This window comes from Antarctobacter sp., assembly GCF_048262615.1.
GTDB lineage: Bacteria > Pseudomonadota > Alphaproteobacteria > Rhodobacterales > Rhodobacteraceae > Antarctobacter.
Map to the genome: position 1 here is coordinate 188851 of NZ_JBLXFB010000008.1, position 14717 is coordinate 203567.

Genomic DNA, 14717 nt, shown 5'->3' on the forward strand with positions numbered 1-14717 from the left:
CGATCACGGCGAATTTGCCCCGTTTCATCTGCCGGGTCCATGGCAAAAGCGCGGCCTTGGCCCGATGCGGGCCTGTCGGGAGGAGGAGGCGCCGGATATCGGCGCCCCCCAATGTTCAGGACATGACCGGGATCAGTCCATTGCCTTGAAGTTGAACTCGCCACCGTCCTTGATACCCGAGAACCAGCGCGCGGTGACGGTCTTGGTCTTGGTGTAAAAGCGGAAGGCGTCGGGGCCATACTGGTTGAGGTCGCCAAAGGCCGATTTCTTCCAGCCGCCGAAGGTGTGGTAGCTCAGCGGCACCGGGATCGGGAAGTTGATGCCGACCATGCCGACGTTGACCCGGTGGGCAAAGTCGCGCGCGGTGTCGCCATCGGCGGTGTAGATCGCGGTGCCGTTGCCATAGGGGTTGTCGATCACAAGGTTCAGCGCGTCCTCATAGGTGTCGGCGCGCACGGTGGTCAGCACCGGGCCAAAGATCTCTTCCTTGTAGATATCCATGTCCGGGGTGACGTTGTCGAACAGCGAGGGGCCACAGAAAAAGCCGTTCTCGTAGCCTTGCAGTTCAAAGCCGCGCCCGTCGATGACCAGTTTGGCCCCCTGGTTCACGCCGCTGTCGACCAGTCCGTCAATGCGCGACTTGGCGGCGGCGGTGATGACCGGGCCGTAATCCACATCCGCGCCCGAGGTATAGGGGCCAACCTTGAGCTTTTCGACACGCGGGATTAGGCGTTCGATCAACCCGTCGGCGGTGTCCTTGCCCACCGGAACGGCGACAGAGATCGCCATGCAGCGTTCGCCAGCGGCCCCGTAGCCGGCCCCGACCAGCGCATCGGCGGCCTTGTCCAGATCGGCGTCGGGCATGATGATCATGTGGTTCTTGGCACCGCCAAAGCACTGGGCGCGCTTGCCGTTGCTGGCGGCACGGCCATAGATGTACTGCGCGATCGGGGTCGAGCCGACAAAACCCACGGCGGCGATATCTTCGTTGTCGAGGATCGCATCGACCACGGATTTGTCACCGTTGACGACTTGCAGCACGCCATCGGGCAGACCGGCCTCTTGCAGCAGTTCCGCAAGGCGCAGCGCGGTCGAGGGCACACGCTCGGACGGTTTGAGGATCATGGCGTTGCCGGAGGCCAGCGCCGGGGCCATTTTCCACAGCGGGATCATGGCGGGAAAGTTGAAGGGCGTGATGCCCGCAACGACACCCAGCGGCTGGCGCATGGAATACAGGTCGATGCCGGGGCCGCCGTTGTCGGTGAACTCGCCTTTCAACATGCTGGGCGCGCCCATGCAGACCTCGACCACCTCAAGGCCACGCTGCACGTCGCCCTTGGCGTCGGGCAGGGTCTTGCCGTGCTCGCGGCTGACCAGTTCGGCCAGTTCGTCCATGTGCTCGTTGATGAGGGCGCCGAACTTCATCATCACGCGGGCGCGGCGCTGCGGGTTTGTGGCCCCCCATGCGACCTGAGCCTCGGCGGCCTTGGCCACGGCGTCGTTGAGTTCCTCGACGGAGGACAGCGGCGTCTTGGCCTGCACTTCGCCGGTGGCGGGGTTGAAGACGTCCGAAAAACGGCCCGAGCCGCTTTTGACGTGCTGGCCGTTGATCCAGTTGGTGAGTTCGGTCATGGAATCCTCCTGCTTGTCTTGCGGGTGATCCTACTCTTGCAAAAATGCTGTGAACAGGCAGAATGCGGCAAAGGTATTTTGCGTTTTTGCAAAGGGTACGCCTTGGACAATTGGGACGACCTGCGGATTTTCCTTGCTGTTGCACGGGATGAAAGCCTGTCGGCGGCGGGGCGGCGGCTGCGGATGGATGCGGCGACCGTGGGGCGAAGGGTTGCCCGGCTGGAGGAATCGCTGGGCGCGCCGCTGTTTGCCAAGTCGCCGCAGGGCTATGCGCTGACCGAGGCGGGCTCACGTCTGGTGCGCTTTGCCGAAGAGGCGGAGCAGGCCACCAGTCAGGCCTCCGAGGCGCTGGTGGGCCGGGCCGAGGGACTGTCGGGGCAGTTCCGGATCGGTGCGCCGGATGGCTGTGCGAATTTCCTGCTGCCGCAGGTCTGTGCCCGCATCGTCGACCGCAACCCCGATCTGGATGTGCAGATTCTGGCGCAGCCACGGGTGGTCAACCTGAGCCGGCGGGAGGCGGATATGGCGATTTCGGTCTCACCGCCCTCCGGCGGGCGGCTGGTCGTGCAGAAAGTGACCGATTACCGGCTGCACCTTGCCGCAAGTGACGACTATCTTGCACAAAACGCCCCCGTGACGGCCCCCGAAGACCTGAAGGGGCATCGCGTCATTGGCTATATCCCGGACATGATTTTCGACAAGGAACTGGATTACCTGAGCGATCTGGGGCTGGAGCGGGTGCCGTTGGCCTCCAATTCGGTCGCCGTGCAATTCCACTGGCTGCGGCAGGGTGCGGGGCTGGGCATTGTGCATGACTTTGCCCTGCCGACCGCGCCGGGCCTGCGGTTTGTCCTGCGCGATGCGATCTCGCTCACCCGCAGTTTCTATCTGGTGCGCCACGCCGATGACCGGCGTCTGGAACGCCAGACCCGGTTCGCTGAGGCGCTGGTGGCCGGAATGCGCGAGGAATTGACCCGGTTGGAGATGATGGCCGGGCAGGGCGGGGCGACAGCCTGACCGCCCCCGGATCGGGCAGCGGCGGGCCGTCTGCGCAGGTTGAGGGGGGCTTAAGACTTTCAACCACTTGACAGGTTGTATCCCGCCAAGCCACGCTGCTGTTATGGCCATTTTGCAGGGAGGTCACGCGATGCAGGTACACCAGATCCTCAAGAGCAAGGGCACCGACGGGGTTTATACCGTCACGCCCGGAACCAAAGTTTCGGAGGCCGCTCGGATTCTCACGGAGAAACGCATCGGGACCGTGGTCGTCTCAGAGGACGGCGAAACCGCCTTGGGCATCCTGTCGGAACGCGACATCGTGCGTGAACTGGCCTCCAAGGGGGCGGCCTGTCTTGACGCCTCGGTGGACACCTACATGACCTCCGATCCCTATACCTGCGCCCGCGAGGATTCCGCCGACGCCATCCTGACCCGGATGACCGAAGGCCGGTTCCGGCACATGCCGGTGGTCGAGGACGGCAAGATGGTCGGTCTGGTCACGCTTGGCGACGTCGTCAAGGCGCGGCTGACAGAGCTTTCGGCCGAAAAGGACGCGCTTGAGGACATGATTTCCAACCCCTGGTAAGATGAATTGCCGCGACGCGGCGGATCATGGTTGCAATCCGTGGCGCAATATTGTTGCGTGCGATTGGGAAAACCAGAAGGGAAGCTGCGATGCGCGTCGGTCTCTACCCCGGAACCTTCGACCCGATCACACTGGGGCATATTGATATCATCCGGCGCGGAGCGTCGCTGGTGGACCGGCTGGTCATCGGCGTGGCCATCAACCGGGACAAGGGACCGCTTTTCTCGCTGGAAGAGCGTGTGGCGATGATCGAGTCCGAATGCCGGCAGTTGTCCGAACAGACCGGCACGGAAATTGTCGCCCATCCGTTCGAGAACCTGCTGATCAACTGCGCCCATGACGTCGGTGCCCAGATCATCATCCGCGGCCTGCGCGCGGTGGCGGATTTCGAATACGAATTCCAGATGGTCGGAATGAACCGGGTGCTGGATGACAGCGTCGAGACCGTGTTTCTGATGGCCGATGCCCGCCATCAGGCGATTGCCTCCAAGCTGGTCAAGGAAATCGCCCGGCTGGATGGGGATGTGTCGAGTTTCGTCACCCCCGCCGTGAAACGGGCGCTGGACGGCCGGTTCCGGTGAGGGCGGCCCGCGCCCTTGCGCTGGTCGGGGTGCTGGGGATCGCGGTCTACGCGCTGTACGCGGCGGCGATGGTGGCGCTGCATCCGCGCTATATCTATCCCTTCGGGCAAGACCGCTTTGACAACCCGCGCTTTGTGCAGCGCGCGGTTGACGATGTGCCGGTCTATGTCTTTGACGGCGGGGCGGACGCGCCGGTGATCGTCTATTTCATGGGAAATCTGGGGGCGTTGGGCGGCTTTGCCCCGATGCTGGATCACCATGCGGACAAGGGGCGCAGCGTCGTGGCCATGGGCTATCGTGGCGGTGGCGGTCTGCCGGGGCAAAGCTCGGAGACCAGTCTCAAGGCGGATGCGCGCCGGGTGATTGCCGGATTGGGCGACGTTCTGCCGAACCGTCGCGGACCGGTGATCGTTCAGGGCTATTCGCTGGGCACCGGGCTGGCGCTGCATGTGGCGGCGCACTCCAACCGGGTGGACGGCGTGATCCTTGCCGCCCCGTATGCGCAACTGTGTGACTTGATGACCACCGCCGGACACGTGCCCGCCTGCTATCTGCCGGGCGTTCAAAAGTGGCAAACGCTGAAAGACGTGCCGCAGGTTCGGTCCCCGGTGTTGATCCTGCATGGGGACCGGGACGACCTTGTGCCCCATGCGCAGGGTCTGGAACTGGCCGAGGCGTTGCAGGCGGCGGGCAAGTCGGTGGATTTTGTCACCGTGGCGGGGGCGGGGCATGTCGATTTGTTCGGACGGCCCGACTATATGCAGCCGCTGGATGCCTTTATCGAGGCCGCGCGCGAATAATCCGCCGTGCGGGTTCCTGCCTGTGGATGTCCGGCGCGGGGCAGATGCGGGGGTCTTGCTTGTCGTCCTGCGGGTGCGCGATCCGCCTTGACGATCGGACAGGCATGGAGCCGGTGCCGAAGTTCGCTTTTGGGGCCTGCGGTGCAGAGAACGCGGTATGGCCGGTCTGATGCCCGGTGTTGTCAACCGGGTGCCGAAAGGTGCTGTGCCGCTGCCAAAAAAGGCCCAACAAAAAAGAGGCGCCGCACCGGTGGTCCGGGTACGGCGCCTTGTCGCGCACAGTGCGGCGGTCTTAGCCGTAGACGGCCTGACGCGCGATGCGTTGGATGTCCGAGGGGGCGATGTCCAGATCGCGGGCGACGGCGGAGTCGAGCGATGCCAGTTCGCGGACGGTGGCGCGGAATTGCGCGTGTTTGTTCATACGGTCGCGGATATCGGAAAAGAGGGACATGTGAGTGCTCCAGTGCGTGTTTCTGTGTTTCTGTTGATCCCAACATAGTCATGCTGCGGTGCAGCACAATTGCTGGAACTGGATAGTCGCCTTGCGTTTCTTGCAGGTCTTCCCTTGCGGAAAGTCAAAGGGGGGCTGTGAGGTATCCACGCCCCGGAAACGCAAAAGGCCGCCCGAAGGCGGCCTTTCCCGGTCACTCAGGTCCGGTGTCAGATGAGCTTGCCGATGGCGACGGCGGTGTCGCTCATGCGGTTGGAAAAGCCCCATTCGTTGTCGTACCAGGTCAGGATGCGGCACATGGTGCCTTCCATGACCTTGGTCTGGTCGGTGTGAAAGATCGACGAATGCGGATCATGGTTGAAGTCGACGGAGACCAGCTTTTTGTCGGTATAGCCCAGCACGCCCTTGAGCGGGCCATCGGCGGCGGCGCGGATCACGGCGTTGATTTCTTCGACGGTGGTGTCGCGCGCGGCCTCAAACGTCAGATCGACGACAGAGACGTTGGGCGTGGGCACGCGGATCGCAACGCCGTCCAGCTTGCCGTTGAGTTCCGGCAACACCAGACCCACGGCCTTGGCCGCGCCGGTCGAGGTGGGGATCATCGACAGCGCCGCCGCGCGGGCGCGGTACAGATCCTTGTGCATGGTGTCCAGCGTCGGCTGGTCGCCGGTATAGCTGTGGATCGTGGTCATGAAGCCTTTGACGATGCCGATTTCGTCGTTGAGCACCTTGACCACCGGCGCAAGGCAGTTGGTGGTGCAGGAGGCGTTGGAGACCACCAGATCCTCGGAGGTCAGAACGTTGTCGTTGACGCCGAAAACGATGGTCTTGTCCGCGTCCTGGCCGGGGGCCGAGATCAGCACGCGGCTGGCGCCGTTGTCCAGATGCGCCTGACAGGCCTCTTTTGAGGTGAAGATGCCGGTACATTCCAGCACCACATCCACGTCCGACCACGGCAGGTCGGCGGGGTTGCGGATGGCGGTCACGCGGATCGGACCACGGCCCACGTCAATGCTGTCGTCGCCATGCGTCACCTCGACCGGGAACCGGCCATGCACGCTGTCGTATTGCAGTAGATGCGCGTTGGTTTCGACCGGGCCGAGATCGTTGATGGCGATCACTTCGATGTCGGTGCGGCCGGATTCGATGATGGCGCGCAGGACATTGCGTCCGATGCGGCCGAAGCCATTGATGGCGACTTTGACGGTCATGGGGAAGATCCCTTTTGTGTCGTGGGGCGGAAACGGATGAAATAAGCCTTGTTACCGCTAACAATCACCTGAGCGTTGCAAAGTCAACCCAAGCGACCCCTGCAAGCTTAGCGCCAGAAGGCCAACCAGTCGATCAGGACAAAGAACTTTCGCCCGAGAAACAGCAGGTTGCTGCCATCCTTCAGATACAGGTCCGCGACAATCGCGCCGACAAGTAGTAGCCCGATGATGATGGCAAGCCGGTTGGTCATGACGGGTGGGCCTTTGCTGGGGGTCTTTGCGTCCCGTCATGCCAGAGCGCGCGGGCCATGTCACGCCGGGCGCCTTAGCGCGATTTTGCCGCCAGCACGAAGAGGCCCGCAATCGCCGCCGAGGCAAAGACGTTGTAATTGGCCATCGACAGACCGAACAGCTCCCACGGGATCTGATCGCAGGGCACCATGGGGGCGTTCATGATCGCCTCCAGCGCCTCGGCAGGTGTCAGCCCCTCGATCGAGGGCGCGGTGCAGCTTTTCAACCCGTCCCACCATTTGCGTTCCACCCCGCTGTGAAAGATGCCGACCAGCGCGCTGGACAGCGCCGCCAGCGCGCCCAGACCCAGCAGGATGCGCGAGGGGATCAGCAGGGCAATGGCCCCGAACCCCAGCGCGCCGAAATGCCCGTAACGTTGCCAGTAACACAACTGGCAGGGCGGCAAGCCGCGGAAATACTGAAAGTAGAGCGCGCCCAGCAACAGCCCGGCGGAACCGGCAAGCGCAAGCAAGGTGTAGGTGCGGCGGGTCATGGGAATCTCCGGTGTCAGATGTACTTGAGCAGGACAAAGCCGCCGATCAGCACGATCACAAAAGCGGTGAAGACCAGTCCAAGGTATTTCTCGATGAATGCGCGGACCGGGGTGCCGAAGGCGCGCAACAGGCCGGCGACCACAAAGAACCGCAGGCTGCGCGCCACAATAGAGGTGACGATAAAGGTGCCCAGCGGCATTGCCGTCCAGCCCGACATGATGGTGATGACCTTGTAGGGAAACGGCGTGATCCCGGCGATCAGCACCGCCCAGAAGCCGACATCGTTGAACTTGGCGTTGAAGGCGGCCATCTTGTCGGCCTTGCCAAGGCTTTCGAGGATCGGCTGGCCAAGGCTTTCGTAGAAGAAATAGCCGATGCCGTAACCCAGTATCCCGCCCAGAACCGAGGACACGGTGGCCACCAGCGCGATCAGCCAGGCCCGGCGCGGGGCGGCCAGCACCATCGGAATCATCAGCACGTCGGGCGGAATCGGAAACACCGAACTTTCGATGAAGGCGACCCCGGCCAGAACCCAAAGGGCATAGGGGCTTTCGGCCTGGGCCATGGTCCAGTCGTAAAGGCGGCGCAGCATGTGGCACTCCGAATTGGCGGTCGCGGACGTCAGACCATGGGCCGGTCGGGGCGTCAAGCGCGTGATATCCCCCCTTTACGAGGCGCGGCGACGGCGATAAACACCGGGCTCGGGCCCAAGTGGCGGAACGGTAGACGCAGGGGATTCAAAATCCCCCGCCGCAAGGCGTGTGGGTTCGATTCCCACCTTGGGCACCAATATCCGCAATAAATCGTTGAAAATGCGCGTCGTCTCGGCCTTGCCGGTTGGCGATACCGCCTGTGTGATACCGCCTGTGTCCCGTCTGCGGCGTCTTGATGGGTAACGCCCAATTGATCGAGGCGCGGTCGGCGCCGGAGCAGGATTCGCCGAGGTTCGTTGCCGGTCGCCATTCCGGCGCGGGGCGGTGCGCTGGTCGCTTTGGCGACAGGGATGGGCCGTGCGGAGCTGCGCCGGTGATGTGGTATCGGTGTCCCGTGGGCCGGATTGTGTGCGCCGCTTTCGACGTGCCTGCCCGGATCTTGGCAATGACCGGCGGGGGCTGGCCGATCTGCCGATTGCGCCCGGAGAGCGGGGGCCGTTCAGGCGGGCGTATTCCCCTGCGTCGGACCCGATGGTCGCGGGGTGACAAACGCCGGACGGCAAGCGGAGCAATCAAGCGCGCGCAGGTGACGCCTTGGTGCTTGTCGGGGCATCGACCTTGGCCAAAGCGGGTCAGGTGATCCGCGACAGCAGTCGGAGCAGGGTGTCCTGTTCGCTGCTTGACAAGGGCGACAGCGTTTCCGCCGTCACGCGGGCGGCGGCCTTTACCGCTTCGGTTATCAGCGCTTCGCCCTGCGGGGTCAGCGACAACAGATGTCGCCGCCTGTCCTCGGGGTCGCGTCGGGCCGTCAGCAAGTCCCGCGCGATCAGCCGGTCGACCACCCCTTTGGTCGTTGCCCCGTCCATGGCGACAGAGCGCCCCAGCCTGTTCTGCGAAATCGGTCCGCCCACCGCGATCTGCCGCATGATCGAGAACTGCATGGTGGTCAAATTCCCCGGCACAAGGGTCAGAAAGATATTGGAATTGCGCTGATACGCCTTGCGCAGAAGAAACCCGATCTGCTCTTCAAGGACATAGGATTGAACCTCGGCATCAGGTGTTTTTGTCACCGGCAGGTTCCCTCGTCAGACCGACAGATAGGCGTCGCGGATTTCGGGTTGGGCTTCGAGTTCTTCGAAACTGGCGTCGAATTTCTTCTCGCCGCCCTCGATGATGATGGCGCGGTCGGCCACGGCGCGGGCAAAGTGAAGGTTCTGTTCCGAGATCATCACCGTCAGCCCTTCGGACTTCAGCTTGAGGATCGTTTCGGCCATCTCTTCGACAATCACCGGGGCGATCCCTTCGGATGGCTCATCCAGCAGCAAGAGCATCGGGTTGCCCATCAGGGTGCGCGCGATCGTCAGCATCTGCTGTTCGCCGCCCGACATATGCTTGCCCCGGTTGGTGCGCCGCTCCGCGAGGTTCGGGAAGATGTCAAAGAGTTGCTCGACGGTCCATTCCGGTGCGCCCTCGCGCCTTGGCTGGCGGCCAACTTCGAGGTTTTCCATTACCGTCAGGTCGGTGAAGATGCGCCGGTCCTCGGGGACATAGCCGATGCCGGACTTGGCGACGCGAAAGGCGGGGGCCCCGGTCAGGTCGCGGTCCTGAAAGACGACGCGCCCGCTGCGGGGACGGACCAGTTGCATGACCGATTTCATGGTGGTGGACTTGCCCGCACCGTTGCGCCCCAGCAGCGCGACGACCTCACCCCGGTTGATCCCGAAAGACAGGCCGCGCAGGATTTCGGCCTTGCCATAGTAGCTGTGAATGCCTTCGACACTAAGCATCGGCTGCCTCCTTGAAGAGGGTTCCGCCACCCAGATAGACTTCCTGCACCTGCGGATTGTTGCGCACCTCGTTGGCCGATCCGTCAGCGATCAGCTCACCCCGGTTCAGCACCATGATGTGATGGGCATGGGCAAAAACCACGTCCATGTCATGTTCGGTGAACAGGACTGAAACCCCCTGCGCCGCCACGATATCGGCGACCAGTTGCATCAGCGCGACCCGCGCGGTCGGGGACATGCCAGCGGTCGGTTCGTCCATCAGCAACAGGCGCGGCCGGTGGGTCAGGGCAATCGCCAGTTCCAGCCGCTTGAGGTCGCCATACGCGAGGATAGAGCAGGGGCGGTCGGCCTGATCTTCCATCGACACCGTCTTAAGAAATTCGAACGCTTCGTCGCGGTACAGCTTCCACGCGCGCGGGGCGATGGAAAACAGCCGCCGATGATGGCTGATCAGCGCCATCTGGACGTTCTCGATCACCGTCATGGACTGGTAGGTCCCGGTGATCTGAAAGGTCCGGCCGACGCCTTTGCGCCAGATCTCGCGCGGCTTTTTGCCGGTGATGCGTTCCCCGTCAAGAAAGACATCCCCGGCGGTCGGCTTCAACTGGCCCATGAGCATGTTGAAACAGGTGGACTTCCCGGCACCGTTCGGTCCGATCAGGGCCTTCAGCTCTCCCTGCTGGACGGAAAAGGAGACGCCGTTGACCGCGAGAAAGCCGTCATAGGACTTTTTCAGGTTCTCGACCCGCAGGATCTCGGTCATTGCACCGCCTCCTCATCCTTGCCGCGTATCTTCTGCCACAGGGTGCGCAGCGATCCGACGATGCCCTCTGGGGCGATGATGACGACGGCGATGATGACAAGGCCCAGCACCAGCCGCCAGTATTCCAGCCGGGTCAGCCAGTCTTCGGCGACGGTCATAAAGCCCGCGCCGACAACACCCCCGGCCAACGTCTTTACGCCGCCAAGGAAGACCACGATCAGCGCGTCAAAGCTGGCGGCGATCTCAAGTTCGGTCGGAAAGACAGAGCCTTTGGAGAAGACGAAAATGCCGCCCGCCAGCCCGGCCATGACACCGGCCAGAGCAAAGGCAAGGTACTGGATGCGCTTGACGTCGATCCCCATCGCCTCGGCCTGACGGGGGCTGTCGCGACCGGCGCGCAGGGCGTAGCCAAAGGGCGAATGGATCACATGGCGCAGAAAGAGGATGCCGCCGACGGCAAAGATAAGGGTGAAGTAGTAGTAGGGCAGGGTGCCGGACAGCCACGGCGACGGCCAGATGTTCACAAGGCCATCATCGCCGCGTGTCACGCCGCGCCACTGAAAGGCCAGCGACCAGACAAGTTGCGAAAAGGCGAGGGTGAGCATGGCGAAATAGACGCCGGTCAACCGGATGCAGAACCACCCGATGCCAAGCGCCAGCAGACCGGCGGCGAGGGGGGCAAACAGGAAGGCCAGTTCCATCGGTGTGTCGGTGTGAAAGACCAGCAGGGCCGCCGCATAAGCGCCGCCGCCGAAAAAGGCGGCATGGCCGAAACTCACCAGTCCGCCAGAGCCAAGGATGAAATGCAATGAGGCGGCAAAGAGCGCGAAGACCAGCATGTCGATCATCAGGATCAGCAAAAAGCGGTCTGCGAACAGCGGCAGGGCGGCCAACAGGGCCAGCAGGGCCACGATCAGCAGTTGCCCGGTGGTCCCATAGGGCCGGATCGGCGTTTCGGGTGCGCCGACCTGACCGTGTTCTCCGGCGACCTCCTCCCGGCCCAGCAGGCCGTAGGGCCGGATGATAAGCACCACCGCCATGACCACGAACATCAGGACAAGGGTCGACTGCGGCAGGTAGGTCACGCCAAGCACGTTGAGCACAGAGATCAGCACCGCCGCGATAAAGGCGCCGGGCAAAGAGCCCATGCCGCCGATCACCACGACGACAAAGACCGCGCCGATGATGTTGAAATCCATCAGCAGATCCGCCCCGCCTTTGGGCAATTGCAGCGCGCCGCCCCAACCCGCCAGTGCCGAGCCAAGCGCGAACACCCCGGTAAAGAGCCACGCCTGATTGACGCCAAGCGCCCCGACCATCTCTCGGTCCTGCGTCGCGGCGCGGACAAGGATGCCGACACGGGTCCGGGTGATCAGATACCACAGGGCAAAAAGGATAAAGGGCGTGATCGCAATGATGACGATGTCGTATTTCGGCACCGGCTCTCCGAACACGCGCCAGACGCCGCGCAATCCGGGTGCCCGTGGTCCCAGCCGGTCCTCTGCGCCCCAGATCATCAGCGCAAGGTCCTGGATTACGAGGATTACGCCGAAGGTTGCAACCAGTTGAAACAGTTCCGGCGCGCGGTAGATCGGTCGCAGGACGACCACTTCGACAAAGGCCCCCACGGCCCCGATGGCAAGCCCGGTCAGCAGGATTGCTCCCCAGAAACCAACGGAACCGGGCAACACCTCCATCAGCGTGACGCCGACAAAGGCCCCCAGCATGTAGAAAGATCCATGGGCAAAGTTCACGATCCGGGTGACGCCAAAGATCAGCGACAGGCCAGAGGCCACAAGGAAGAGCGAAGACGCATTGGCGAGGCCAGTCAGGAACTGGGCGAAAAGAAAGGCCATTCAGTCAAGTCCTCAGGAATATCCGGCGGCCCTGCGGCCCCGGTCTTCTACGTGCCGGTAACAGTCTTGGGGGGGAGGCACCGGAGGTATCGGGAGGCACACAGCCTCCCGATACCGGTTGGTCAGGTGCGCCGGTTACTCCGCGGGGCGCATCGCCTTGATTTCTTCGTCCGACGGCATGTAGCCATCCGGACCCTTGTAGGACCAGTCGACCATGACGCCTTTGCCGTCTTGCAGCGCGATGGTCCCGACATAGGCCCCCATCGTCGACTGGTTGTCGACGGCGCGGTACATCAGCGGCCCGATTGGCGTATCCGGGATCTCCAGCCCTTCGAACGCGGCGATCAGGCTGGCGGTGTCCGTGGCCCCGGCCTTTTCGATGGCGGCGGCGATAGAGAGCACGTCAAGGTAGCCGACAAGCGAGCCGATCTTCGGCGTCTCGCCGGTTTCTGCGGTATAGGCGTCGGCAAAGGCCTTTTCCGGGGTGCCATCCTCGAATGCGTACCAGGGATATCCGGTGACGATCCAGCCCTCGGGCGCCTCATCGGCGAGGGGCTCAAGGTATTCCGGCTCTCCTGTCAGCAGGCCGTACACCTGACGGCCCTCGAACAGGCCGCGGTCGCCGCCTTCGCGGACAAACTTGGCAAGGTCGGTGCCGAAGGTCACGTTGTAGATCGCGTCGGGCTTGGCGCGTTCGATGGCCTGCACCTCGGCACCGGCGTCAATCTTGAACAGCGCGGGCCACTGTTCGGCGACAAATTCAACCTCGGGCTTCAGGCGCAGGAGGTTTTCCTTGAAGGCCGCGACCGCGTCCTGCCCATAGGCATAGTTCGGCGCGATTGTGGCGTATTTCACCGCGTCGGTCTTGGCGGCCTCTTCGGCCAGCATGGCGGCCTGAATCCATGTCGAGGCGCGCAGGCGGAAGGTGTTGGGGTTGCCCGAGGTCCAGACAAGGCTGTCGGCAAGCGGTTCCGCCGCAAGGTACAGATAGCCTTTTTCAGCGGCAAAGGACGACAGCGCAAGGCCCACGTGCGACAGGATAGAGCCGGTCAGCATCACCGCGCCATCGCGGGTCATCAGTTCCTCGGCGATCTTCACCGCTTCGGCCGGGTCGCCCTGATCATCGCGGTAGATGAACTCCAGCGGCTTGCCCAGCACGCCGCCCTTGGCGTTGATCTCTTTCAGCCCCAGCTCGATCCCCTTCTTGTAGGGATCGGCGAAGGCGGCCATGCGTTTGTAGTGATTGATCTCGCCGATCTTGATGGTGTCCTGCGCCGTCGCGGCGGCAGGGGCCAGCGCCAGGGCGGTGGCGGCGGCGAGCATCATACGTCTCGTCAGGGTCATGCGGTGTGTCCTCTGTTGGCTGGCCGTTTTGGCCGGGTTATCCGGTCTGACGCCGGTCAATCGTGGTAGACATACGCCGGGGAAGGATGAGACGCGAGGTCCTCTGTCCGTTCCAGTTCCAGCAACTCGTTGATCCGTTTGCGGTAAACCAGCGGCCCCTTGTCGATGGCGATGCGGATGGGACGGCGCTTGGCGGGCCGGTTTTCTTCTTCCTGAATGGCTTCCAGCACCTCCTTGTCCTCGGCAAAGGCGACGCGGAACATCTTGTCCATTGTCGCCTCCGCGTTGGGATCATCGAGGGCGGAATTGCGGATGTGCATCCAGCGGTCGATTGTATAATCCTCCGTCACTGGGGTGACGAAATGCAACGCAAAGATGCGGACGCCCCTGTCGCGCTCGTCCTCGCCGATCTTGTCCTCGACGGGGGCAGAGCCAAAGTCGATGACGGCGGTGCTAGGGGTATAAAGATAGTAGTAGTGCCAGCGGTCCACGTTGCCGGTGAACCCGCCAAAGCCCTTGAAGAAGCCCACCGGTTCCGCGTCCCGAATCCAGCGCCACGCCAGAATGGCATCGCCGTCGGTCTGGACATGCACGGGCACGTTTTCCGACGCGGATGAGCCAAGGGTGGTGGGATGCACAAAGCTGATATGGGCCGGGTCGACAAGGTTTTCGGCCACGTTGAGGTAGTTGGCCTTCAGGTGCAGCGCGTCGCCGTGATGGACCTTCCAGCCGGGGGCGTCGAATTGCGGCAAGTCGAAGATCTTGGAGCGGTCCGCCTTGTCCGGGTCGCCCATCCAGATCCAGACGATGCCGTGGCGTTCCTCGATCGGGAAGCTCTCGACATAGGCGGATTTCGGCAGATTTGTCTGTCCGGGGACGCGGGTACACATGCCTGTCGTGCCGTCGAAGGTCAGGCCGTGATAGCCGCATTGCACGGTATCGCCGATCCGCTTGCCCATGGACAGCGGCAGTTGACGGTGCGGGCACCTGTCTTCGAGCGCGGCGATGGACCCGTCTGATTTGCGAAACATGACCACATGTTCATTCAGCAGCGTATAGCGTCGCAGCTGATCGTCGACCTCCGTGGACCAGGCGACCACATACCAGGCGTTGCGGACGAATTGGGTCATCGTGTCGGCTCCTTGTGGTCTGTACGAAGCGGCGCGCGGGATGCGGCGTGGGCGCGGCGGTCCGTATGTGGTCTGCGTTTTGTCTCAGGCAGGTGATGGTCTAGCTGACCGGCCAATGCCCGGACCAATGCGTCCTTGC

General features: G+C 63.1%; 16 protein-coding genes and 1 tRNA gene. 5 read left to right on the forward strand and 12 right to left on the reverse strand.

Annotated elements, in window-relative coordinates; all coding sequences use genetic code 11:
* Window positions 1-132: 132 nt before the first annotated feature.
* Window positions 133-1632 carry a CoA-acylating methylmalonate-semialdehyde dehydrogenase gene (locus ACN0S5_RS11400; protein ID WP_417208381.1) on the reverse strand — a complete coding sequence of 500 codons (1500 nt, stop codon included), beginning with the start codon at window positions 1630-1632 and terminating at the stop codon, window positions 133-135.
* A 102-nt stretch (window positions 1633-1734) separates the two neighbouring features.
* Here ACN0S5_RS11400 and ACN0S5_RS11405 point away from each other — a divergent pair, with 102 nt between their 5' ends.
* The 4 genes from ACN0S5_RS11405 to ACN0S5_RS11420 all read left to right on the forward strand — a co-directional run bounded on the left by ACN0S5_RS11405 (window position 1735) and on the right by ACN0S5_RS11420 (window position 4598).
* Complete coding sequence (locus ACN0S5_RS11405; protein ID WP_417208383.1) at window positions 1735-2649, forward strand: LysR family transcriptional regulator; 915 nt, start codon at window positions 1735-1737, stop codon at window positions 2647-2649.
* Window positions 2650-2779: 130 nt separating this feature from the next.
* Window positions 2780-3217, forward strand: a complete 438-nt coding sequence (locus ACN0S5_RS11410; protein ID WP_417208384.1) for a CBS domain-containing protein — start codon at window positions 2780-2782, stop codon at window positions 3215-3217.
* 89 nt (window positions 3218-3306) lie between these two features.
* A complete protein-coding gene (coaD, locus tag ACN0S5_RS11415; RefSeq protein WP_417208385.1) occupies window positions 3307-3798 on the forward strand; it encodes a pantetheine-phosphate adenylyltransferase in 492 nt (163 codons plus the stop codon).
* A complete protein-coding gene (locus ACN0S5_RS11420; RefSeq protein ID WP_417208386.1) occupies window positions 3795-4598 on the forward strand; it encodes an alpha/beta hydrolase in 804 nt (267 codons plus the stop codon). The genes coaD and ACN0S5_RS11420 overlap by 4 nt, the downstream gene beginning before the upstream one ends.
* Before the next feature lie 292 nt (window positions 4599-4890).
* Here the strand turns inward: ACN0S5_RS11420 and ACN0S5_RS11425 are convergent, their stop codons facing one another.
* The 5 genes from ACN0S5_RS11425 to ACN0S5_RS11445 all read right to left on the reverse strand — a co-directional run bounded on the left by ACN0S5_RS11425 (window position 4891) and on the right by ACN0S5_RS11445 (window position 7637).
* Window positions 4891-5049, reverse strand: a complete 159-nt coding sequence (locus tag ACN0S5_RS11425; protein WP_417208387.1) for a hypothetical protein — start codon at window positions 5047-5049, stop codon at window positions 4891-4893.
* Window positions 5050-5258: 209 nt separating this feature from the next.
* A complete protein-coding gene (gene gap / locus ACN0S5_RS11430; RefSeq protein ID WP_417208389.1) occupies window positions 5259-6260 on the reverse strand; it encodes a type I glyceraldehyde-3-phosphate dehydrogenase in 1002 nt (333 codons plus the stop codon).
* Window positions 6261-6367: 107 nt separating this feature from the next.
* Window positions 6368-6511 carry a glyceraldehyde-3-phosphate dehydrogenase gene (locus ACN0S5_RS11435; protein ID WP_417208390.1) on the reverse strand — a complete coding sequence of 48 codons (144 nt, stop codon included), beginning with the start codon at window positions 6509-6511 and terminating at the stop codon, window positions 6368-6370.
* A gap of 74 nt (window positions 6512-6585) precedes the next feature.
* A complete protein-coding gene (locus ACN0S5_RS11440; RefSeq protein WP_417208391.1) occupies window positions 6586-7044 on the reverse strand; it encodes a disulfide bond formation protein B in 459 nt (152 codons plus the stop codon).
* 14 nt (window positions 7045-7058) lie between these two features.
* On the reverse strand, window positions 7059-7637 hold the full coding sequence (locus tag ACN0S5_RS11445; RefSeq protein WP_417208392.1) for a YqaA family protein: 579 nt from the start codon (window positions 7635-7637) through the stop codon (window positions 7059-7061).
* 113 nt (window positions 7638-7750) lie between these two features.
* On the opposite strand from ACN0S5_RS11445, the gene ACN0S5_RS11450 reads away from it, so the two are divergent.
* A tRNA-Leu gene (locus tag ACN0S5_RS11450) sits at window positions 7751-7834 on the forward strand.
* Between the two features lie 496 nt (window positions 7835-8330).
* On the opposite strand, the gene ACN0S5_RS11455 is transcribed toward ACN0S5_RS11450, so the two are convergent.
* The 6 genes from ACN0S5_RS11455 to ACN0S5_RS11480 form a co-directional block, all read right to left on the reverse strand.
* Complete coding sequence (locus ACN0S5_RS11455; RefSeq protein ID WP_417208393.1) at window positions 8331-8768, reverse strand: MarR family winged helix-turn-helix transcriptional regulator; 438 nt, start codon at window positions 8766-8768, stop codon at window positions 8331-8333.
* A 15-nt stretch (window positions 8769-8783) separates the two neighbouring features.
* Window positions 8784-9485 (reverse strand): ABC transporter ATP-binding protein, encoded by a 702-nt coding sequence (locus tag ACN0S5_RS11460; RefSeq protein WP_417208394.1) that lies wholly within the window; start codon window positions 9483-9485, stop codon window positions 8784-8786.
* Window positions 9478-10248 carry an ABC transporter ATP-binding protein gene (locus ACN0S5_RS11465; RefSeq protein WP_417208396.1) on the reverse strand — a complete coding sequence of 257 codons (771 nt, stop codon included), beginning with the start codon at window positions 10246-10248 and terminating at the stop codon, window positions 9478-9480. The genes ACN0S5_RS11460 and ACN0S5_RS11465 overlap by 8 nt, the downstream gene beginning before the upstream one ends.
* Window positions 10245-12104 (reverse strand): ABC transporter permease, encoded by a 1860-nt coding sequence (locus ACN0S5_RS11470; RefSeq protein WP_417208397.1) that lies wholly within the window; start codon window positions 12102-12104, stop codon window positions 10245-10247. The genes ACN0S5_RS11465 and ACN0S5_RS11470 overlap by 4 nt, the downstream gene beginning before the upstream one ends.
* A gap of 135 nt (window positions 12105-12239) precedes the next feature.
* Complete coding sequence (locus tag ACN0S5_RS11475) at window positions 12240-13448, reverse strand: ABC transporter substrate-binding protein (RefSeq protein WP_417208398.1); 1209 nt, start codon at window positions 13446-13448, stop codon at window positions 12240-12242.
* Between the two features lie 56 nt (window positions 13449-13504).
* On the reverse strand, window positions 13505-14578 hold the full coding sequence (locus ACN0S5_RS11480) for a Rieske 2Fe-2S domain-containing protein (RefSeq protein ID WP_417208399.1): 1074 nt from the start codon (window positions 14576-14578) through the stop codon (window positions 13505-13507).
* Window positions 14579-14717 lie beyond the last annotated feature (139 nt).